This window comes from Pseudomonas sp. GD04058, from assembly GCF_029836855.1.
GTDB lineage: Bacteria > Pseudomonadota > Gammaproteobacteria > Pseudomonadales > Pseudomonadaceae > Aquipseudomonas > Aquipseudomonas bharatica.
The window spans coordinates 22,268-42,547 of sequence record NZ_JAOECN010000041.1; the positions used below are offsets into that span (position 1 = coordinate 22,268).

General features: G+C 66.5%; 17 protein-coding genes. 7 read left to right on the top strand and 10 right to left on the bottom strand.

Going from position 1 to position 20,280, the window contains the following annotated elements; genetic code table 11:
• Positions 1–16: 16 nt before the first annotated feature.
• Both N7650_RS23840 and N7650_RS23845 read right to left on the bottom strand, forming a co-directional pair.
• Positions 17–1,804 (bottom strand): acyl-CoA dehydrogenase C-terminal domain-containing protein, encoded by a 1,788-nt coding sequence (locus tag N7650_RS23840; RefSeq protein WP_279900289.1) that lies wholly within the window; start codon positions 1,802–1,804, stop codon positions 17–19.
• Positions 1,801–3,039, bottom strand: coding sequence for a 3-hydroxyacyl-CoA dehydrogenase (locus N7650_RS23845; RefSeq protein ID WP_279900291.1), 1,239 nt, complete (start codon positions 3,037–3,039; stop codon positions 1,801–1,803). The genes N7650_RS23840 and N7650_RS23845 overlap by 4 nt, the downstream gene beginning before the upstream one ends.
• 101 nt (positions 3,040–3,140) lie before the next feature.
• Here N7650_RS23845 and N7650_RS23850 point away from each other — a divergent pair, with 101 nt between their 5' ends.
• On the top strand, positions 3,141–4,046 hold the full coding sequence (locus N7650_RS23850; RefSeq protein WP_279900292.1) for a LysR family transcriptional regulator: 906 nt from the start codon (positions 3,141–3,143) through the stop codon (positions 4,044–4,046).
• A 103-nt stretch (positions 4,047–4,149) separates the two neighbouring features.
• Positions 4,150–6,114 (top strand): alkyl sulfatase dimerization domain-containing protein, encoded by a 1,965-nt coding sequence (locus N7650_RS23855; RefSeq protein ID WP_279900293.1) that lies wholly within the window; start codon positions 4,150–4,152, stop codon positions 6,112–6,114.
• A gap of 18 nt (positions 6,115–6,132) precedes the next feature.
• Here the strand turns inward: N7650_RS23855 and N7650_RS23860 are convergent, their stop codons facing one another.
• Genes N7650_RS23860 through N7650_RS23870 form a run of 3 tightly spaced genes read right to left on the bottom strand, consistent with a single transcriptional unit; the run spans position 6,133 to position 8,162 of the window.
• Positions 6,133–6,432: a DUF202 domain-containing protein gene (locus N7650_RS23860; RefSeq protein ID WP_009402841.1), complete on the bottom strand. Its 300-nt coding sequence runs from the start codon at positions 6,430–6,432 to the stop codon at positions 6,133–6,135.
• Positions 6,425–6,811 carry a DUF202 domain-containing protein gene (locus N7650_RS23865; RefSeq protein WP_009402840.1) on the bottom strand — a complete coding sequence of 129 codons (387 nt, stop codon included), beginning with the start codon at positions 6,809–6,811 and terminating at the stop codon, positions 6,425–6,427. The genes N7650_RS23860 and N7650_RS23865 overlap by 8 nt, the downstream gene beginning before the upstream one ends.
• Positions 6,812–6,824: 13 nt before the next feature.
• Positions 6,825–8,162, bottom strand: coding sequence for a DUF1329 domain-containing protein (locus N7650_RS23870; RefSeq protein ID WP_009402839.1), 1,338 nt, complete (start codon positions 8,160–8,162; stop codon positions 6,825–6,827).
• A gap of 149 nt (positions 8,163–8,311) precedes the next feature.
• Here N7650_RS23870 and N7650_RS23875 point away from each other — a divergent pair, with 149 nt between their 5' ends.
• Positions 8,312–9,274 carry a LysR family transcriptional regulator gene (locus N7650_RS23875; protein ID WP_279900295.1) on the top strand — a complete coding sequence of 321 codons (963 nt, stop codon included), beginning with the start codon at positions 8,312–8,314 and terminating at the stop codon, positions 9,272–9,274.
• Here the strand turns inward: N7650_RS23875 and N7650_RS23880 are convergent.
• From N7650_RS23880 to N7650_RS23890, 3 genes are all read right to left on the bottom strand, one after another.
• Complete coding sequence (locus N7650_RS23880; protein WP_279900296.1) at positions 9,259–10,569, bottom strand: MFS transporter; 1,311 nt, start codon at positions 10,567–10,569, stop codon at positions 9,259–9,261. The genes N7650_RS23875 and N7650_RS23880 overlap by 16 nt on opposite strands.
• Before the next feature lie 66 nt (positions 10,570–10,635).
• Entirely contained in the window at positions 10,636–11,799 is a 1,164-nt protein-coding gene (locus tag N7650_RS23885) for an acyl-CoA dehydrogenase family protein (RefSeq protein ID WP_279900297.1), read from the bottom strand.
• A gap of 15 nt (positions 11,800–11,814) precedes the next feature.
• Positions 11,815–13,380, bottom strand: a complete 1,566-nt coding sequence (locus tag N7650_RS23890; protein WP_279900299.1) for an AMP-binding protein — start codon at positions 13,378–13,380, stop codon at positions 11,815–11,817.
• A 531-nt stretch (positions 13,381–13,911) separates the two neighbouring features.
• Here N7650_RS23890 and N7650_RS23895 point away from each other — a divergent pair.
• The 4 genes from N7650_RS23895 to N7650_RS23910 all read left to right on the top strand — a co-directional run bounded on the left by N7650_RS23895 (position 13,912) and on the right by N7650_RS23910 (position 18,934).
• Positions 13,912–14,706, top strand: a complete 795-nt coding sequence (locus N7650_RS23895; RefSeq protein WP_037061253.1) for a substrate-binding domain-containing protein — start codon at positions 13,912–13,914, stop codon at positions 14,704–14,706.
• 163 nt (positions 14,707–14,869) lie between these two features.
• On the top strand, positions 14,870–16,369 hold the full coding sequence (locus N7650_RS23900) for a sensor domain-containing diguanylate cyclase (protein WP_279900300.1): 1,500 nt from the start codon (positions 14,870–14,872) through the stop codon (positions 16,367–16,369).
• Between the two features lie 59 nt (positions 16,370–16,428).
• Positions 16,429–17,673: an MFS transporter gene (locus N7650_RS23905; RefSeq protein ID WP_279900301.1), complete on the top strand. Its 1,245-nt coding sequence runs from the start codon at positions 16,429–16,431 to the stop codon at positions 17,671–17,673.
• 7 nt (positions 17,674–17,680) lie between these two features.
• Complete coding sequence (locus N7650_RS23910) at positions 17,681–18,934, top strand: arsenic transporter (protein ID WP_279900302.1); 1,254 nt, start codon at positions 17,681–17,683, stop codon at positions 18,932–18,934.
• 23 nt (positions 18,935–18,957) lie between these two features.
• Here N7650_RS23910 and N7650_RS23915 read toward each other — a convergent pair whose 3' ends face one another.
• Together N7650_RS23915 and N7650_RS23920 are read right to left on the bottom strand one after the other, a co-directional pair.
• Positions 18,958–19,560 (bottom strand): hypothetical protein, encoded by a 603-nt coding sequence (locus N7650_RS23915; RefSeq protein ID WP_279900303.1) that lies wholly within the window; start codon positions 19,558–19,560, stop codon positions 18,958–18,960.
• Positions 19,561–19,574: 14 nt separating this feature from the next.
• Entirely contained in the window at positions 19,575–20,273 is a 699-nt protein-coding gene (locus tag N7650_RS23920) for a hypothetical protein (RefSeq protein WP_009400292.1), read from the bottom strand.
• Positions 20,274–20,280: the final 7 nt, after the last annotated feature.

Below are 20,280 nucleotides of genomic sequence, written 5' to 3' on the forward strand. Positions count from 1 at the left end.
TGAACCGCCGTAAGGGTCAGAAGGCGAAGTGCGCCTCATCCAGGCTCATCAGGCTCCGGGCGCCGCCGCGCAAAGCCTCGCCGTGGGCAGCGGCACGCGGCAGCAGGCGTCGCCAGTAGAAGTCGGCGGCGTGCAGCTTGGCCTGGTAGAAGGCGCTCTCTTCACTGCCTGCCGCCAGTGCCGTGGCGGCCGTTTCGGCAGCCCGCAGCCACAGCGAGGCGAGCAGCACGTAGCCCGAGCAGGCGAGAAAATCCACCGACACCGCGCCGACTTCCTGCGGGTCGCAGCGGCAGGCGTCGAGCACCTCCGCGCTCAGGTTGCGCCACTCCTCAAGGCGCTCGGTGACGGCCCGGGCCATGCCGGCAAGCGACTCGGTGCGGCAGCCATGAGCCCATTCGAGCAACTCATCGATCAACAACCTCAATTGTTCGCCACCGTCGCCGAGTACCTTGCGGCGCACCAGGTCGAGCGCCTGGATGCCGTTGGTGCCTTCGTACAACTGGGTGATCCGGCTGTCGCGCATCAACTGCTCCATGCCCCATTCGCGGATGTAGCCGTGCCCGCCATACAGTTGCACGCCGAGGCTGGCGACCTCCTGGCCGACGTCGGTAAGGAAGGCCTTGACGATGGGGATCAGCAAGGCCGCCCGGCGCCCGGCGGCCGCCTGCACTTCAGGCTGCGCAGCGCCGTGTTCCAGGTCCAGCGCCTGCGCTGCGAAGGCCGCCAGCATGCGGCAGCCCTCGCTGAGGGTCTTCTGGGTCAACAGCATGCGCCGCACATCAGGGTGGACGATGATCGGGTCGGCATTGCGATCGGGCGCAGCCGGCCCGGCCAGGCTGCGGCACTGCAGGCGCTCGCGGGCGTAGGCAAGCCCGCCCTGGAACGCTGCCTCGGCGATGCCCAGCCCCTGCAGCCCCACCTGGAAGCGCGCATCGTTCATCATGGTGAACATGCAGGCCAGGCCCTGGTTGGCCTCGCCGACCAGCCAGCCACGGGCCCCATCGAAGTTCAGCACGCAGGTCGCCGCCCCCTTGATGCCCATCTTGTGTTCGAGCGCGCCGCATTCGACGGCGTTGCGCGCACCCAGGCCGCCCCCCTCGGTGCTTTCGAACTTGGGCACCAGGAACAGGCTGATGCCACGCACGCCTGCCGGTGCATCCGGCAGGCGGGCCAGTACCAGATGGACGATGTTGTCGGTCAGGTCCTGGTCGCCGCCGCTGATGAAGATCTTGCTGCCGCTGATGCGGTAGCTGCCATCGCCCTGGGGTTCGGCGCGGGTGCGCAGCAGCGCGAGGTCGGTACCGGCCTGCGGCTCGGTCAGGCACATGGTGCCGGCCCACTCGCCGCTGACCAGGCGCCCCAGGTAATCGCGCTTGAGCGCGGCGCTGCCGTGCCGGTGCAGGGCCAGCACCGCGCCCTCGGTCAGGCCCGAATAGATCCGGAACGACAACGAGGCGCCCATAAGCATTTCATGGAAGCAGGCGGAGACCATTTGCGGCAGGCCCTGGCCGCCGTATTCCAGCGGCCCGGTCATGCCGGCCCAGCCCTGCGTCACATACTGTTGATAAGCCTGGCGGAAGCCGTCGGGGGTGCGCACCGTGCCGTGCTCCAGCCGGCAGCCTTGCTCATCGCCCTGGCGGTTCAGCGGCGCGACAACCTCGCCGGCAAAGCGCGCGCCTTGTTCGAGGATGCCATCGAGGGTTTCACGGTCCAGCTCATTGCCCAGGCGGGCACAATGGGTGCTGGCGTCGAACACTTCATGCAGGACGAACTGCATGTCACGCAGAGGGGCACGGTAGTTCATGCGCGACCCTCGCGGACATCGGCCAGCTGTTTGCCCTCGGCCACCAGGCGCATCAGCAGCCCGGCCGGGCGCCAGTGCTCGCCGAACAGGCCCTGCAAGCGTTCCAGCCGCGCCAGCAGCAGGCTCAAGCCTTGTTGGTCAGCCCAGTGCATCGGCCCGCCGAGCGCCGCCGGGAAACCATAGCCATGCAGGTACACCCGATCGATGTCGGCACTGCAATCGGCCACCGACTCCTCGAGTATCTTCGCCCCTTCGTTGACCAGCGCCAGCAGGCAGCGCTCGCGGATTTCCTCGTCATCGATCGTGCGCCGGTGCATGCCGAGGCCCTGGGCCACCTTGAACACCAGGGCATCGACCTCGGGGTCATGCTCGGCTTCGCGGCTGCCGGGTGCGTAACGGTAGTAGCCCTGGCCGCTTTTCTGCCCGAAACGCCCCTGCTCGCACAGGGCGTTGTCGACCTGCACCAAGGGCGCCTCCATGCCTGTGCCGGCCAGCTGGCGGGCACGCCATTCCAGGTCGATGCCGACGACGTCATACATGCGGAACGGGCCCATGGCCATGCCGAATGCCTGGAGCGCCTCGTCCACCTGGCGGGGCGTGGCGCCTTCGAGCAACAGCTTGCGCGCTTCGGCGACATAGGTGGCAAGCATGCGGTTGCCAATGAAGCCCGGGCAGTTGCCGGCCACAACCACTTCCTTGCCGATGCGTTGCCCGAGGGCCCGGGCGGCGTCGATGACGGCGGGCGAGGTGCGTGCACCGCGCACCACTTCCAGCAGCTTCATTACATGGGCGGGGCTGAAGAAATGCAGCCCCAGCACCTGTTCGGGCCGACCGGTGACGGCAGCGATGGCGTCGATGTCCAGGGCCGAGGTGTTGCTGGCAAGAATGGCCTGGGCGTTGAGCGTGCGATCCAGGGTGCGGAAGATGTCCTGCTTGAGCGCCAGGTTCTCGTACACCGCTTCGATCACCAGGTCGACGTCGGCCAGATCGGCATAGGCGCCAGCCGCGCATACCCGCGCAAGACACGCATCGGCCTCGGCATGGTCGATGCGGCCCTTGGTCACCTGCTGCGCCCAGGTCTGCGCGAGCATCGCCAGGCCGGCTTCGGTGGCGCTGGGGTCGTTATCCAGCCACAGCACCGGAAGGCCTGCGCGGGCCAGGCTGATAACGATGCCGCGGCCCATGGTGCCGGCGCCGATCACCGCCGCCTGCCGTACGTTGAAGGGAGTACTCACGGATAAGGCTCCTGATTGTTGTTGTAAAGGGCATTGCCCCCACCCTAGTCAGGCGCCTACTATTTTTGAAATTCTAATTTTCCATCCCATGTATTTTTCACATGAATATCTCAAACTTCGATCTCAACCTGCTGCGCGTGCTGGACATGCTGTTGCGCGAACAGAACGTGTCCCGTGCTGCCGAGCGCCTGGCCCTGACCCAGCCGACCGTGAGCAACGCCCTGGCGCGTCTGCGCGACCTGCTCGGCGATCCGCTGCTGGTACGGGTGGGCCGGAGCATGCGCCCCACGCCGCGCGCCCTGGCCCTGGAAGGCCCGATCCGTGCAGCGCTGCAGCAGATAGAGCAAACCCTCGGTGGCGCTGACAGCTTCGATCCGCAGCTCAGCCACCGGCAATTGCGCATCGCCCTCACCGACTTTGCCGAACAGCTGTGCATGCCGCGCTTGCTGGTGACCCTGCAGACCCAGGCGCCGCATCTGCGCGTGGACGTGCAACACCTGATGCCCAGCCTTCCCGCCGAAGCGCTCGATCGTGGCGAACTCGACCTGGTGCTCGGGCGCTTCGATGAATTGCCGGCGCGCTATGAACGGCGCCACTGGCGCAGCGAGACCTTGCGCGTGGCGCTGCGCCAGGGCCACCCGGACGTCGAGGGTACGCTCGACCTGCAGACCTTCCTCGACCTGCGCCACCTATGGGTGCATGGCGGCCAGACCCGTGGCATGGTCGATCAATGGCTGGCAGAACAGGGCCTGGCCCGGCGCATCGTCTACACCACGCCCAACTACCTGCAGGCAGCGCACCTGGCCGCCAGCTCCGACCTGTGCGTGGTACTGCCCACCGCGCTGGCCGTGCATTTCGCCCGGCTGCTGCCGCTGCAGCTGTTCGACCTGCCGTTCGCTCTGGAGCCTTTCCAGCTGGAGCTGGTGCACCTTGCCCATCGCCAGCACGATCCGGCCCTGGCCTGGCTGGTGGAACGCATCATGGACATCGGAGCCAGGCCCGCCTGAGCCATCGCATTGCGGCATGGGCTGCCAGGCAAGAGTGGTATTGGTTCGGCGAGGAACTCTGTCCTTAGAGTGTTCGCCCCCCAGAACAACAAGGATCACCCCCATGCGCCTACGCTCACTGCCCTGCCTGCTGGCCCTGGCCCTGGCCCTGCCCTTCGCGGCGTTGGCCGATGTGCCTGCCAAGGACGCCACCGACCTCACCCGCCAGGGCAACCAGCAATGGTTGCAGCGCCTGCCCTTCGCCGACCGCAGCGACTTCGACAATGCCCGTCGCGGCCTGGTCGAAGCAGTGGACCAGGCGGTGCTCAATGCCGACGGCAAACCCGTGTGGGACCTGCAGCGCTATGCCTTCCTCGCGGGCGAGGCCCCGGCCACGGTCAACCCGAGCCTGTGGCGTATCGCCCAGCTCAATACCATCGCCGGGCTGTTCAAGGTCACCGACGGCATCTACCAGGTGCGCGGCCTGGACCTGGCCAACATGACCCTGATCGAAGGCAAGCACGGCCTGATCGTCATGGACCCGCTGCTCTCGGTGGAAACCGCCCGGGCCGGGCTGGCCATGTACTTCCGTCATCGCCCGCAACGGCCGGTGGTGGCGGTGATCTACACGCACCCGCACGTCGATCATTTCGGCGGGGTGCGCGGGGTGATCGACGAGGCCGACGTCAAGGCTGGCAAGGTGCAAGTGATCGCCCCCCAGGGCTTCTTCGAGCATGCGGTCAGCGAGAACGTGCTGGCCGGGCCGGCCATGAAACGCCGGGCCCAGTACATGTATGGTGCGCCGCTGCCCCGTGGCCCCCGCGGCCAGGTGGATGCCGGCCTGGGCAAAGGCGTGCCGGCCAATGCCACCGTCAGCCTGATCGCCCCCACGCGGCTGATCGAGCAACCCATCGAGAACCTGACCATCGACGGTGTCGATATCGAGTTCCAGCTGACCCCAGGCACCGAGGCGCCTGCCGAGATGAACCTGTGGTTCCCCGGTTTCAAGGCCCTGTGCATGGCCGAAAACGCCTCCCATGTGCAACACAACATCCTGACCCTGCGCGGTGCCCAGGTGCGCGATGCCAAGGTCTGGGCGCACTACCTGGACCAATCGCTGCTGCGCTATGGCGACCAGGCCGATGTGGTATTCGCCCAGCATCACTGGCCGACCTGGGGCGGTGCCGCCATCCGCGACTACCTGGCCGACCAGCGCGACATGTACGCGTTCATCGACAGCCAGACCCTGCGCCTGATCAACCGCGGCCTGGGCCCCACCGAGATCGCCGCCGAACTGACCAGCCTGCCGCCGCGGCTGGCCGGCAAATGGTACAGCCGTGATTACTACGGCTCGCTCAGCCACAACGTGCGGGCGGTGTATCAACGCTACATGGGCTTCTACGATGGCAACCCGGCGACCCTCGACCCGTTGCCGCCGAGCGCGGCCGGGGAACGCTACGTCAAGGCCCTGGGCGGCGCCGAGCGGGTGCTGGCCCTGGGCCGGGAAGCCTTTGAGAAGGGTGACTATCGCTGGGTCGCCGAGCTGACCCGCCACCTGGTGTTCGCGCAACCGGACAATACCGCGGCCCGCGCACTGCAGGCCGATGCCCTCGAGCAAATGGGCTACCAAAGCGAGAACGCCACCTGGCGCAACGCGTACCTGACCGGCGCACAGGAACTGCGCAACGGCTTGGCGCCAGCCACCAGCCGGGGCGGCAGCGCCGACGACCTGGTGCGCGCGCTGACGCCGTCGCTGTTCTTCGACTACCTTGGCGTGCGGGTGGACGCGGCCAAGGCCGCCGCGCAGGACCTGACCATCAACTGGCGCTTCACCGATCTGAACGAAGACCACGCGCTGACCCTGCGCAACGGCGTGCTCACCCACCGCGACCATAGCCGGCACGCCCGGGCGGATGTCGAGGTGAACATGAGCAAGGCCACCCTGGACCGCATCGCACTGAAGCAGACCGGTTTTCTCAAGGAAGCGAGCGGCGGCGGGATCGAGATCACTGGCGAGCGCGTGAAGTTCATGCACTTCATGGCGGGGCTGGACGAAGCGGACGGGCGCTTCAATATCGTCACCCCCTGACCCCGCAACCGCGCCGCTCTACAGTGAGCGGCGCAACCCTGCCCCCAGCACCAGCAGCGCCATGCCCAGGGCGCACAGCGGCACGCTGCAGACCGCGGGAAGCCCTTGCTCGCGGCGCAGCATGCCCAGGCCTCGGCGGTAGACCTCGCGCTCCCGCGCCCGGCCGAGCAGCGCCAACAACGCCGCCATGCCGGCGACCAGCAGCAGCTCGCCGCGCCAGGCCAGGCAGGCCACCAGCCACAAGGATACCTGGGTGCGCCGCCAGGCCAGCACCGTACGCTCGGCCTGCAACCCGGCGTCGGCGGAATCTTCAGGCATGCCAACGGCCCCACGACACCGCGACCACCGCCACCCCGGCGAGCGCGCATGCGATGCTCAGCAACGGGACCAGGCGCGGCAGGGGCAGCGGGGCCTGGCGGCGCAACGCGCGCTCCACCATCAGCCAGCGCCAGCCGGCGCCCAGGCTGACCATCAGGCTCGCCAGCAGCAAAACGAGCTCCATCGCCACGCGCCCGGCCGTAGGCCACGCATGGGCGGCGAAGGTCTCGATAGCGATTGCGCCCCCGAGCAAGGCCAGGGCAGTACGGATCCAGGCAAGAAAGGTGCGTTCATTGGCCAGGGTGAAGCGCGGATCAGGCGCCTTGCCCTGCCCCAGCAACCAGCGCGCCCAGGCGCTGTCACGGTGTTCGGAAGCCATCGGTAGTCCTGTGTCAGCGCAGCCCCTGGCTGCGCAATGCGCCGGGCGAAAAATAGGAAGCGCTGGTGCGCACATCGAAGGCATAGGGCCTGGACTGCTCGTTGGTCAGGCCCGACAGCTGGTAGCGACCGCTGCGCAGGTCGTAGATCGCTTCCATGGCATTGACCAGTGTTTGCCCAGTGACGTGGTAGTAGCTGTGGGCCTGCGCCGTGCGCCACAAGCGCCCCTGGTGATCGAAGAAATCCGCCTCGACGATGGCCCAGCTGTCCTCGTCGAGGTAATAGCGGCGGCTGGCATAGATGTGCTTCGCTCCAGGCTTGAGGGTCCCCACCACCTCCCACACCCGATGCAATTCATAGCGGGTGGGCTGCGGATTGACGTGCCCCGTGCCGATCAGCGCGGCGTAGCCGAGCAGCGGCGAGGCCAGGCGGTAGCTGTTGTAGGGTACGTGCAGTTCTTTCTTGCCCACCAGGGTCCACTGGTACAGGTCGGGGGCGCCATTGAACATGTCGCGACTGTCGGCGGTGCGCAGGCTGGCAGTCCCCGGGGTGATGTCGTCGTAGACCAGTGCCGGGATGCGCCGCACCCGCCGCTGGCTGCTGCTGTACAGCCACGACAGCCTTGGCTGCGCCACCTGGTCGAGGGTTTCGTGCAGCACCACGGCATCGCCCGCCTGGCGCGACGGCGCGGTCAGGCGGTAGCTCAGGTAATACAGCACAGCATCGGCCTGGCCATCATCCAACGCGTCGGGTCGGGCGAACGCCTGTTGCAGGCTGATCGTGGAAAAGCGCCCGTCGCCCCTTGGGGTAATGCTGTCCGAGGCCAGGACATAGCTGCCGTTGCGTGGCCGGGTGAGGTGGTTCCACAGCACCTGCAGGCCGTTGCCGGGCGTGGGGAATGCCACCGCTCCGATGAAGCCCTGCACACCGTTGCCATCATTGACCAGGCGGGCAGTGGCAGCATTGTGCCGGACCCACTCGGCAATCTGGGGCGGCACCGCCACACTGCGGTGCGACGGATACACCGGCAGGCGAAACGACTCGGGATAGCGCTGGATCAAGGCCACCTGCCCCGCCGTGAGCTGTTCCCGGTAATGCCGGTAGTTGCCGGCGCTGATCACGTACAGCGGCTGTTCATCGGCGTAGGGATCCAGCGGCGTACCGTTGGCCGCCAGCGGCACCTGCCCGGCCTGCAGACCACCGTTCCAGGCCGGAATGCGGCCGTCGCCGCTGGCCGCCAGCTCGGCCCCCACCGGGGTCAGGCCGGGGGGCAGCGGCGTCGCCCCAAGATGCATGGCCAGCAAGCTGGCGCAGACCAACAGACAGCTGCGCAGCAGCGTGACAGGTTTCATCGGGATTGCCTCTTGTCGTTGTGTTGTCCCGGTCAGGGTTGCCTTGGCCCGCCCTTTCGGGGTGATACTAGGAGCCGCGCTTCGAACCCCACAAATAACGTGTTCGGATACGTGCCATATCAGTTCGGCATAGCCTTGGAACCGCTCCGATGACCCTGAAACAGCTCCGTTACCTGATCGCCATCGTCGAAGCAGGCAGCTTCTCGTCGGCCTCGCGCCGCGCCTATATCGCCCAGCCCGCGCTGAGCAGGCAGATCGGCCTGCTGGAAAGCGAACTGGAAATGCAACTGCTCGACCGCCAGCACGATGGCATCGCCCTGACCGACGCCGGGCGCCAGCTTTACGAGGTCGCGCGCCAGGTGGTGCAGAAACTCGACTCGGTGAAGGACGAGCTGAAATCCAGCCGCGGCGATCCCAAGGGCCACGTGGCCATCTCCATTCCAGCCACCGCAGCCGACCTGCTGCTGCCGGAAATCGTCAGGCGTGCCGAGCAACGCTTCCCCGGCGTGACCCTGACGGTGTGGGATGGCCTCAGCCGCGAAGGCGGCCAGGCCATCGAGCTGGGCAAGGTGGATTTCGGCGTGGTGCCCAATGCCGAAGAACTCGAGAACGTCGAGGCCGACCCGATCTTCATCGAGTCACTGTATTGGGTCGGTGCCTCGGCGCCCGGCGCGCCGGATACCATCACCCTGGCCGAAGCCGCCGCCACCCGGCTGGTGCTGCCGCCGCGGGCGCTGCATCTGCGTCGACGCATCGAGCAGGCCGCCATGGAGGCCGGCGTGTCCCTGGCCGCCGCCTATGAACAGCAATCGGCGCCCGGCATCGCCAGCCTGGTGCGCGCCGGCCTGGCGGCGACCATCAGCAACTGGCCGCCACTGAGCGAACTGCTCGAACCCACGGCGGCACGACGCATCGTCGAGCCGCGCATCAGCCGCACCATCGCCCTGGCGCACTCGCAGCACAAACCCCTGTCGTTCGCCGCCGGTTGCCTGCGCGACCTGGTGCGCAGCGTACTGGTCGACCTGGTCAACAGCGGGCGCTGGCGCGGCGAACTGATCGGCAAGGAGGCCGAACCGCTCGAGTCCGTGCTGGGTGTTCAGTTGGCCGTCTGAGCCCGCGCCGGCCTGCCTGCGCCAGCCGACTCGCGCAGGCGCTGCAAGGTGCGCTGCGGGTTGAGCGTGGCCAGGCCGACCAGGCCGGCCACCACCAGCACCGCGCCGCAGACCAGGAACCCCTGGGCATAGCCCGCCGGGTGCTCGGCACCGGCGCCCTGTACCAGCACGCCGGTGACCACCGGTGCCGCCAGGCCGGCCAGCGAGGCGATGCCATTGCCCATGGCGAGAATGCCACCGCGCTGGGCCGTCGGGGTGAACTCGGCGAGCATCGCCGGGCCCACCGAATACATGACCAACGCCATGCCGCCACTGAAGGTCAGCGCGGCGACCCGCACCGCGGTGCTCAACCCGGGCAGGATCAGCGACGCCGACAGCAGCCCGCCGAGGATCAGGCACACTGAAACGAACACGCCCCGTGCAACCCGCGAAGGCAGGCCGCGGCGCATCAGGCGCTGGGACAACCAGGCCAGCAGCAAGCTCAGCGGCGTGGTCACGACCACGAACATAATGAAGATGCGCCCGGTCTGCAGTGGATCGATACCCAGGCCTGTCTGCAGGTAACTGGGCACCCAGGTCAGGGTCAGGGCCAGCGACCAGTTGGCGGCGAAGTGACACAGGTAGTTGCCCAGCACGCTGGGGTCGCCCAGCAGCCGGCGATAGGGAATGGCGGGCTCATCGGTCCTCAGCTGGCTGGCACGCAGGCGTTCCAGGGTGCCCTCCTGGCCCAGCCGCCACCACAGCAGGCACCAGGCCAGGCCGATCAGCGCCAGGATGATGAAATTGGTGCGCCAGCCGTAGTGCAGGCTGACCCAAGGGATCATCGCACCGGCCACCAGCAGTCCCATGGCGCTGCCGGCATGCAGCAGGGCCACCGGAAGGTTGCGCCGGTCATCGGGAAACCACTTGTACAAGGCATGGGTGGCGACCGGTGATGCCGGCCCTTCGCCGATGCCCAGCAGCACCCGGCAGGCGACGATAGCCCACAGCGAGGTGGCGAACAGCATCGGCAACTGGATCAGCGCCCATAACAGTCCCATGCCCAGCAACAGGGTGCGGGTCGGACGGCGGTTGGCCATGAAGCCACCGACCACGGCGGAGATCGCGAAGAACCAGTGCAAGGCACCGCCGATCAGGCCGAACTCGGTGGCCGTCAGCCCCAGCTCGGCGCTCATGGGCACCGCCACCAGGCCGATCACCACCTTGTCGAGAAAGTTGACCAGCATCAGCAGGGCCAGCAGCACCGCTACCAGCCAGGCAGTACGGGGGTTGGGCAATGAAGAATCCGCAGTCATGGCGAGTACTCTTGTTATTGTTGTCAGGGTGTTGCCAAGGGGTCGCCATCGAGGGCGACCCGTCGGTCAGGCAGGCATCAAGACGCCTTTGGCGATGGTGTTGCGCTGGATTTCGCTGGTGCCGGTGAGGATACGCATCATCCGCGTGGCGCGGAAAATCCACTCCACCGGGTGGCCCTGCATCAACCCGGCCCCGCCATGCACCTGCACTGCCTTGTCGGCGATGCGGAAGGCGGCTTCAGAGACGAACAGCTTGCACATCGGCGCCTGGGTGCGGATATCGCCGCCGGCGTCGTTCACCTGGGCGGTGGCGTAGACCATGCTGCGCGCGGCATGCAGCTCGGTGGCCATGTCGGCGATCATGTGATTGACCGCCTGGAACATCGCGATCGGCTGGCCGAACTGCTTGCGGCTGCGGGCATGCTCGATGGACAGGTTCAGGGCCAGGCCGGCCAGCCCCAGCAGGGTCGGGCAATGCAGCAGGCGGTTGAGGGTAATGCGCCCCATGGCCAGCTTGAAGCCCTGCCCTTCATCGCCGATCAGGTTGGCCGCCGGCACCCGCACCTGGTCGAGCACGATGTCACCATGGGCGCCGCCCCCGGACATCACCGAATAGTCACTCTCGATGCGCACACCCGGGGCGGAGAGGTCGACGAAGAACGCCGAAATGCCCTGGGCGCCCTGCCCCGGGCCGGTCACCGCCAGCAGCACGGCGAGATCGGCGTAGGTGGCACCGGAGATGTAGCGCTTGCTGCCGCTGAGTACGTAGTGATCACCGTCGCGGCGTGCCTGGGTACGAATGGCCGTCGCATCCGAGCCGGCCTCGGCTTCGGTCAGGGCGAAGCACACGGCTTTTTCGGCGCGGCATACCGGTTTCAGGAACGTTTCGACCTGGTAGGGGCTGGCAACCTTGAACAGGTGACCGACCCGCGGTGGCCCCGAAAGCTCGCCCAGCACATGGGGCGCGAGCATGGAGCCGGTGAGCACGGTGGCCTCCTTCACCGCGCACAGGTCGGCCACGTTCAGGCCGGCCCCACCCATGCTCTCGGGAAGCATGACGGTGTACAGGCCTTGCTCGCTGGAGCGTTTCCATACCTGCCGCAGCACCGCCTGCGGATGCGGGCGCGCCCAGTCCAGCCGGGCCTCCTGCTCCAGCGGGCGAACCTGGTCGCGGACGAAACCCTCGATCGCTTCGATGATCTGCGCAGCCTTTGCACTTGGTTGATACATGGTGATGCTCCCTGGTCAGATACGACGTTCGCTGTGTTGCCAGTAGGTGTCCCGGACCAGGCGGCGCACCACCTTGCCGTTGGGGTTTTTCGGCAGTTCGCTGACAAAGTCGACGCCGCGCGGTTTCTTGAAACCGGCCAGCGCCCGGCCGCAGCGTTCGATCAGCTCGGCGGCGTCCAGCTGCGCGCCGGGCTTGAGCACCACCACCGCCCGCACCGCTTCGCCCCACTGCGCATCGGGCACGCCGACCACCGCCACCTCGAACACCTCGGGGAAGCCGTAGATAACCTGTTCCACTTCGCTGGGGTACACATTGAACCCACCGGAAATGATCATTTCCTTCTTGCGATCGACGATGAACACATAACCCTGGGCATCGACCGTCGCCAGGTCGCCGGTGAGGTAGTAACCGTCGCGCATGACCTCGGCAGTAAGCGCCGGCGCACGCCAGTAGCCCTGCATGACATCCGGCCCCTTGACCACGATCTCGCCGACCTCGCCGGGTGCGACGTCCTCGAACGCCTCGTTGACCACCCGCAGGTCGGTCTCGAAATAGCACCGGCCGCAGGAGGCCAGGCGCCGGTAGTCGCCGTCCTCCACCAGGTGGTCCTGTTCGGTCAGCACCGTCACCAGCGAGCAGGTTTCACCGGCGCCGTAACCTTGCGCGAGGATCGGCCCGAACAGTTCGATGGCTTTCTTCACCAGCGCCGGTGCCATGGGCGCGGCGCCATACATGACCAGCTTCAGGCTGGACAGGTCGAAACGCTCGACGTTGGGGTAGTTCACCAGGCGGTTGATCATCGCCGGCACCAGGAACAGCCGGGTTACCCGCTCGCGCTCGATGGTCTCGAGCAGAAGGCGGTCGTCGTAGCGGTCGAGCAACAGGTTGCAGGCCCCGACCGCCAGCAGCGGCATGATCTGCATGCCGCTGGCATGGGTGATGGGCCCGACATGGGCCATGACGTAGCCCGGCCCGGAGCGCCGCGTGGGGCTGGCGATGCTCTTGCGCACCAGCGCCTTGCGGTTGCCGAAGGACAGCATGGCGGCCTTGAGCACACCCGAACTGCCGGATGTGTAGTGCAGCACCGCCAGCTCATCGTCGGCCGGGTCCAGGCCGAGGGGGGCTTCGCTGCCGCGCTCGAGCAACGCGGCATAACCCACGTTGCTCTCCTCTCCCGTCTCGCCCGCCTCGCCCTCCAGCACGATCACCTGGCGCAGCAGCGGCAACTCGGCGCGCCGTGTTGCCAATGCCTGGGCAAAGCCGGCATCGGTGATCAGCGCAACGCTGCAGGAATCCTCCAGCACCCGCACCACTTCATCCAGCGACAGCCGCGCATTGATCGGCACCTTGACCATCGCTGCCTTGTACAGCGCCACTTCCGCTTCCACCAGCTCCACACGGTTGGCAGCGAGGATCGCCACATGCTCGCCGGCCGCTACGCCCAGCGTACCCAATGCCGAAGCCAGGCGGTTGGCGCGGCGCTCCAGCTGGGCGTAGGTCAAGCGCGTGCGGCTGTCCGCCACGGCAACCTGCTCAGGCCAGTACCGGCTGCTTCGGGTAATGATCGTTCCAAGATTCACGTTATTGTTCTCGTCGACAGGAAGACATCGACGATGCTAATCAGCCGTGCAATGCGGGATGAAATACCAGATTCGGATGCCAGCCATAACGTTATTGGCTGGGTCAGCCAACTCGCCGGCATGAGCCCGCTGACTTATCGGACTTCCGCGGATCCAGCATTTTGGTTGATGCTGATGGCCTCATCGCTGGCAAGCCAGCTCCCACAGGTTCAACGGTGCACGCGGTCCCTGTGGGCTGGCTTGCCAGCGATGAAGCCCTCAAGCCAGCCCAAAAACCCTCGGTACACGCGGTCCCTGTGGGAGCTGGCTTGCCAGCGATAAGGCCCTCAAGCCAGCCCACAAACCCTCGGTACACACGGTCCCTGTGGGAGCTGGCTTGCCAGCGATGAAGCCTTCAAGCCAGCCCACAAACCCTCGGTACACACAGCCGGCCTTGATCCGCAATATGAAACATTCTTAACCCGCGCTTAATCCCGCCACACCGCGTGCTCCCTTACAGTGGCCGGCCTTGAGTTCGTGGAGACTGTTCCAATGCTTCGAATGCTGTCCTGCACCGCCCTGTTGATGACCACGCTCGCCTGCTCGGCGGCCGACGCCGCGCAGGCCGATGAACACACCCTGACCGTGCTCAGTTCCGGCGGGATCATGGGAGCCATTCGGGAGGCGGCACCGGCCTACGAGAAGAAATTCGGCGTCAGGCTCAACGTCCTGGCCGCACCTTCGATGGGCGAGACTCCACAGGCGGTGCCCAATCGATTGGCCCGGGGCGAGCCGGCCGACGTGGTGCTGATGGTCGGCTCGGCACTCGACGACCTGATCGCCCACGGCCAGGCGGAACAGGCCAGCCGCGTCGATCTCGGCAAATCCTTCATTGCCATGGCCGTGCGCAAAGGCGCGCCGAAGCCGGATATCAGCACCCTGCAAGGCCTGCGCTCGGTGCTGCTGCAAAGCAGTTCGGTGGCCTATTCCGACAGCGCGAGCGGTGTATACCTGTCCCGCACGCTGTTCCCGCGCATGCAACTGGGCGCCGGGTTCCAGGCCAAGGCCCACATGATTCCTGCCGAACCGGTTGGCGCGGTGGTTGCCCGCGGCCAGGCCCAGGTCGGCTTTCAACAACTGAGCGAGCTCAAGCCGGTCGAGGGTATAGACATCGTTGGCCTGATCCCGGAGCAAGCGCAGAAGATGACCCTGTACTCGGGCGCCATCGTCAGCAAGACCCAACATCATGCCGAGGCCAAGGCACTGCTCGACTACCTGGCGTCACCCGAGGCCGACGCCGCGATCGAAGACAGCGGCCTGAAACCCCTGCCCCACCACACCAGTTGATCGTCAGCCCGCCGAACATCGCGATACCCGAGTGAAAGCAGCGTATTTACTGTACTTCAAGGTGACTCCCTATATCATTGCACAACGCCAGGAATGGCGATGTGCTATGGCCTTCAGCGATTGATCGCAAGCGTCGGAATTCGGATTTCCACCAGGTACCACCGTGAAACGTGACATTCACCTCGTTGTTCTGCTGCTGTCGATCATCGGTTGCTCGCTCGCTTCGTTGGCACTGTGGAAAGTGATGGCTTCCCGTGAACGCGCCCTCGAAGAAATCAACATCCACGGCCTTAACCTCTCCCAGGCCCTCTCCACCTACTCCGAAGGCATCGTGCGGCAAAGCTCGATGATCCTGCTCGGGCTGGTGGAGCGCCTGGAAACCGAAGGCAGCGGGCCGCGGCAGATCGAGCGGCTCAGCCAGCTGGTCAGCCGCCAGCAGCCACTGATGCCGCAAATGAGCGGCATCACCGTATACGACAAGGACGGGCGCTGGCTGATGTCGTCCAACCGGCCGATCCCGGTCGGTGCCAACAGCAGTGACCGGGCGTATTTCATCCATCACCGCGACGACCCTTCCCGCGAGCCCTTCATCGGCCTGCCCATCCGCAGTCGCTCGAACCAGGAATGGGTGATCACCATCAGCCGCCGCTTCGACGACGCGCAAGGACAATTCGCAGGGGTGGTTGCCGTGACCCTGGGCGTGGAGAATTTCCTGCGCCTGTTCGGCCAGATCGATCTTGGCCATGACGGTGCCATCGGGCTGTCCTATACCGACGGTGCGCTGCTGGTGCGCTACCCGTTCCGCGAGCAGGACATGGGCCGCAACTTTTCCAGTTCACCGATCTACGTCAAGTACCTGGTCGACAAGTCGGTGGGCACCGCATCGTTCACCTCCAGCCTGGATGGTGTCGAGCGCCTGTATGCGTTTCGCAAGAGCGACACCCTGCCCCTGGTCACCACCGTGGCGCTGGGCAAGAGCGAGGCACTGGCGGCCTGGAGGCTGGAGGCGCAGTGGTCGGCGCTGGTGGTCTGCGGGCTGCTGCTCCTGACCGGTGGTATCGGCTGGATGCTGATAGGCACCATGTGCCGTCGCAGCCAGGCGGAAGCCGAATTGCTGGTGGCCCAGCAGCAACTGCTGGAAAGCAACCAGCAACTCGCGCGCCTGGCGATGCACGATGCGCTGACCGGGCTGGCCAATCGGCGTTGCTTCGACGATGCCCTGGCCCGGGAAATCGGCAGGGCCAGGCGCAGCGGCAACCCGCTGGCCCTGCTGATGGTGGATATCGATCACTTCAAGCGTTACAACGACAGCCACGGCCACCTGGCCGGCGACGGCTGCCTGCAGGAGGTGGCCAGGCGGCTGGCGGCCTGCGTGCGCCGCCCGCCCGACCTGCTGGCACGCTACGGTGGCGAGGAACTGGCGGCGATCCTGCCCGATACCGATGCTGCCGGTGCCGCCAATGTGGCCCGGGCCATGCTCGAAGCCCTGGGCCAGGAACCTATCGCCCACCACGACAGTCCCTTTGCTCAGGTGACCGTGAGCATCGGTGTCGCCTGTATCAACGGCAATGATCTGGACAACGGGCAGGCGCTGATCGCACGTGCCGACCAGGCGCTGTACGTCGCCAAGGAAGCGGGCCGCAACCGCCTGCATATCGGCTGAAACCGGCGCGGTCGGCAACGGCCGATCGCGCTCCCCATGGCTTTTTCGAGACTTCATCCTTGCAACACTCAAGGCCCCCCGCGTCACACCAGCGTGCCCTGGACTGGCTGAACTTCTTCCTCGCCGACGTGCGCGACGGCCTGGGACCGTACCTGGCCATCTACCTGCTGGCGGTGCACCACTGGCAACCGGCGAGCATCGGCCTGGTGATGAGCCTGGCCGGCATTGCCGCGCTGCTGGCGCAGACCCCGGCCGGGGCACTGATCGACCGCACCCCGGCCAAGCGCGCAGTGGTGGTGATTGCCGCCGTGCTGGTGACCGGCAGTTGCCTGCTGCTACCGCTGCTCTCGTCGTTCGGCGCCGTGGCCCTGACCCAGACGGTCAGCGCCCTGGCCGGCTCGGTGTTCGCCCCGGCGATTGCCGCGATCTCGCTGGGCATCACCGGGCCCAAGGCCTTCACCGCCCGGGTCGGCCGCAACGAAACCTTCAACCATGCCGGCAATGCCTGCTCGGCCATGCTGGCAGGCGGCCTGGCCTACCTGTTCGGCCCGGTGGTGGTGTTCTACCTGATGGCGGTCATGACCGTGGCCAGTGTGGTGGCCACGGCACGTGTACCGGCGGCGGCCATCGATCACCAACTGGCGCGCGGACTGGTCCATGGCCCGGGCGCTGTCGACCAGCCTGCCGGCTTCAAGCTGCTGCTGCACAACCGCACCTTGCTGCTGTTCGCGGTGTGCTGCGCGCTGTTCCACCTGGCCAATGCGGCGATGCTGCCGCTGGTGAGCCAGAAGCTGTCGCAGATCGACCTGAACCTTGCCACCCCGCTTACCTCTGCGTGTATCGTCGCGGCGCAACTGGTCATGGTGCCGATGGCGCTGCTGGTCGGGGCCAAGGCCGAGCACTGGGGACGCAAGCCGTTCCTGCTGGCCGGCTTTCTCATCCTGCCGCTGCGCGGCGCGTTGTACGTGGTGTCCGATAACCCGTTCTGGCTGGTGGGCGTGCAACTGCTCGACGGCATAGGCGCCGGTATCTTCGGTGCGCTGTTCCCGATCGTGGTCAAGGACCTGACCGAAGGCACCGGGCGCTTCAACGTCAGCCTCGGCGCCCTGACCGCCGTGTTCGGCCTGGGCGCCGCGCTGAGCCCCGGCATCGCCGGGCTGGTGGTGCAGGCCGCCGGCTACGATGCAGCCTTCCTGACCCTGGCCGCGATTGCCGGGGCCGCCTTCATGCTGGTATTGCTGGCACTGCCCGAAACCCACCCGCGCACCTCGCCATCGTCCCTGCCTTCTCCTGCCGGAACCTGAACGCCCCATGTCCTTTAGTGAAAATGCTTCGATCATCTGGGCGATAGCCGCCCTCGCCACCTGCGGCGTCATCCTGCGTCCGTGGCGGATCCCGGAATATGTCTGGGCCATGGGCGGCGCACTGCTGCTGGCCGGCCTGGGCCTGATCACACCGCAGCGTGCCCTGGCGGCCGTCGCCGAAGGCGGCGACGTTTACCTGTTCCTGATCGGCATGATGGTGCTGGCCGAACTGGCCCGCCAGGAGGGCCTGTTCGACTGGCTGGCCCGCTATGCCGTGCAGCACGCCAAGGGATCGGGACAACGGCTGTTCGACCTGGTGTTCCTGGTGGGCACGCTGGTCACGGTGTTCCTGTCCAATGACGCTACCGCAGTGGTGCTGACCCCGGCGGTCTATGCCGCGTGCAAGGCCGCCCGGGCCGAACCCCTGCCCTACCTGTTCATCTGTGCCTTCATCGCCAATGCCGCCAGTTTCGTGCTGCCCATTTCCAACCCGGCCAACCTGGTGGTCTTCGGCAGCCAGATGCCGCCGCTGCTGGACTGGCTGAGGCAATTCAGCCTGCCGTCGCTGGCCGCGATCGCCCTGACCTACCTGGTGCTGCGCCTGACCCAGCGCCGGCAGATCCGCCAACCGCTGGCCCTGAGCGTGGAGTCCCAGCCGCTGTCTGCCGGTGCCCGCCTGTGTGCCCTGGGCATCGCCTTCACCGCCGCCCTGCTGCTGGGCGCCTCGGCGCTGGACCGGGCGCTGGGCCTGCCGACCTTCTGCGCCGGCGTGGCGACCACCGTGCTGATCCACCTGCGCCAGCGGCGCAGCCCGATGCCGGTACTGCGCCATGTGGCGTGGGGCGTGCTGCCGCTGGTGGCGGGTTTGTTCGTACTGGTCGAAGCCGTCGCCCAGACCGGCCTGATCGCGCGCCTTGCCCAGGGCCTGGCCAGCCTGGCGGCGGAATCGCCAACCCGGGCCAGCTGGCTGGGCGGCGTGGGCGTGGCCATCGCCAGCAACCTGATCAACAACCTGCCGACCGGACTGATCGCTGGCTCCATGGGCTCGCTGGTCGCGCTGCCGCAGCAGACCACCGCCGCCCTGCTGATCGGCGTGGACCTGGGGCCGAACCTGTCGATCACCGGCTCGTTGGCAACCTTGCTATGGCTGGTGGCGATCCGCCGCGAGGGCGAACATGTCAGCGCCTGGCGCTTCCTGCGCCTGGGGCTGCTGGTGATGCCGCCGGCGTTGGCGGCGGCGTTGCTGGCATTGTCGATCTGAAGACAAGGCCGGAGGCTGCCACGTCAGGACGTCACGGCCCCGGCACGACGAGCAGCCACCACCGGCCTTGCCACCCGCTGTGGCACAAGCTTCGCCTGCACCTCGACCGCCGCCTCCAGCACCTTCTGCGTCCAGGCCTTGTCCTTCGGGCAGACCACCACCACACGGAAACCGTGATCGTCGCCTTCGATCCGCACGCCTTCGGAGTCGTCCACATGCAGGTCGATATCGAAGGCCGGCGGGAATTTCGACGGCATCTTCTCGAAGCCGCGTGCAGTCACCACATGGTGATGCCGGTCGCTGTTGACCACGCCGTCGACGCGGATGCCATACAGCATCAGCCAGCGACGGATATAGGAAGGGGTACGCCCGGAAGAGGTGTAGATCCAGATGCTGCAACCCTGGCGGCGCAGGTCGCGGATCAACGAGCGGGTACCGCTGCGCAGCGGTTCGCCCAGCCAGCGGTGGATGAAGTCAGGCAGTCGGCTGTCTTCGGCAGGACTGTGATGCGGCAGGCAGGCCAGCGTGTCGTCGATGTCGAACGACACGCGGATGCGCGGGCGGTCCAGGGCATGGCCGATGGCCTGCCATGCCCTTCTTCCGCTGGCCTGCGTTCGTTCGAGCATTCGGTACCTGGCCATCATTGGTTCTCCTGATAAATCGGCATGCGCGGTGCACTCAGAAAGAATTTCCCCGGGGCCGGCGCCCTGGACTCCAGGAAAGCCGCGTACTTCTTCTTGATCTTGGGCAACTCGTACAACGCCTTGACGCCATGCTTGGCAGAGTTGCGGATGACCGAGGACGGGTTGAAGTAGCCCTCGGCGTTATCCAGCGACAACACGAAGGGCGGCAGCCCGGCGCGCATCAACAGGTAGCTGACGATCAGCGAGCCGGTGCGGTTGTTGCCCTCGATGAACAGCTGCGGCTTGCTGAGGATCCGTACGTACACCCCGGCCGCCCGTTTCCACACCGAGTCGCTGCGGTAGGCACAGTACCAGTTGTAGAGGTCCTTGATGCCGCCTTCGACGTTGTTGAAGAAGTGCTCTTCGGTGGCCGCGAGGTGCTGGGCAAACTCCCGACGGCGTACAGGATCGCTGCCGCACAACACGGTGGCATTGATCTCGAGCATCAGGTTGAGCTGACGCAACTCGAACAGGTCGACGCCCCGGGCAACATAGTCATCAATCAGCGCATAGCCTTCAAGCACATTTTCCAGGACCTCGTCGGTGAACGGGTCGCGGGGCTCGACGAAATGCCGGCTGAGCTCGGCGAAGTGCCCCTGCACTTCGCGCAAGGCCTGTTCTACCGCTGAAAGATTGAGACGATGCGTCACACCCATGGACATT

What these genes read in the sequence shown, in the direction of transcription:
- N7650_RS23880 (WP_279900296.1), bottom strand. Translation starts at nt 10,569, where the DNA reads ATGACTGCGGATTCTTCATTGCCCAACCCCCGTACTGCCTGGCTGGTA.
- N7650_RS23895 (WP_037061253.1), top strand. Translation starts at nt 13,912, where the DNA reads ATGCTTCGAATGCTGTCCTGCACCGCCCTGTTGATGACCACGCTCGCC.
- N7650_RS23910 (WP_279900302.1), top strand. Translation starts at nt 17,681, where the DNA reads ATGTCCTTTAGTGAAAATGCTTCGATCATCTGGGCGATAGCCGCCCTC.
- N7650_RS23915 (WP_279900303.1), bottom strand. Translation starts at nt 19,560, where the DNA reads ATGCTCGAACGAACGCAGGCCAGCGGAAGAAGGGCATGGCAGGCCATC.
- N7650_RS23840 (WP_279900289.1), bottom strand. Translation starts at nt 1,804, where the DNA reads ATGAACTACCGTGCCCCTCTGCGTGACATGCAGTTCGTCCTGCATGAA.
- N7650_RS23920 (WP_009400292.1), bottom strand. Translation starts at nt 20,273, where the DNA reads ATGGGTGTGACGCATCGTCTCAATCTTTCAGCGGTAGAACAGGCCTTG.
- N7650_RS23850 (WP_279900292.1), top strand. Translation starts at nt 3,141, where the DNA reads ATGAATATCTCAAACTTCGATCTCAACCTGCTGCGCGTGCTGGACATG.
- N7650_RS23870 (WP_009402839.1), bottom strand. Translation starts at nt 8,162, where the DNA reads ATGAAACCTGTCACGCTGCTGCGCAGCTGTCTGTTGGTCTGCGCCAGC.
- N7650_RS23875 (WP_279900295.1), top strand. Translation starts at nt 8,312, where the DNA reads ATGACCCTGAAACAGCTCCGTTACCTGATCGCCATCGTCGAAGCAGGC.
- N7650_RS23885 (WP_279900297.1), bottom strand. Translation starts at nt 11,799, where the DNA reads ATGTATCAACCAAGTGCAAAGGCTGCGCAGATCATCGAAGCGATCGAG.
- N7650_RS23855 (WP_279900293.1), top strand. Translation starts at nt 4,150, where the DNA reads ATGCGCCTACGCTCACTGCCCTGCCTGCTGGCCCTGGCCCTGGCCCTG.
- N7650_RS23860 (WP_009402841.1), bottom strand. Translation starts at nt 6,432, where the DNA reads ATGCCTGAAGATTCCGCCGACGCCGGGTTGCAGGCCGAGCGTACGGTG.
- N7650_RS23865 (WP_009402840.1), bottom strand. Translation starts at nt 6,811, where the DNA reads ATGGCTTCCGAACACCGTGACAGCGCCTGGGCGCGCTGGTTGCTGGGG.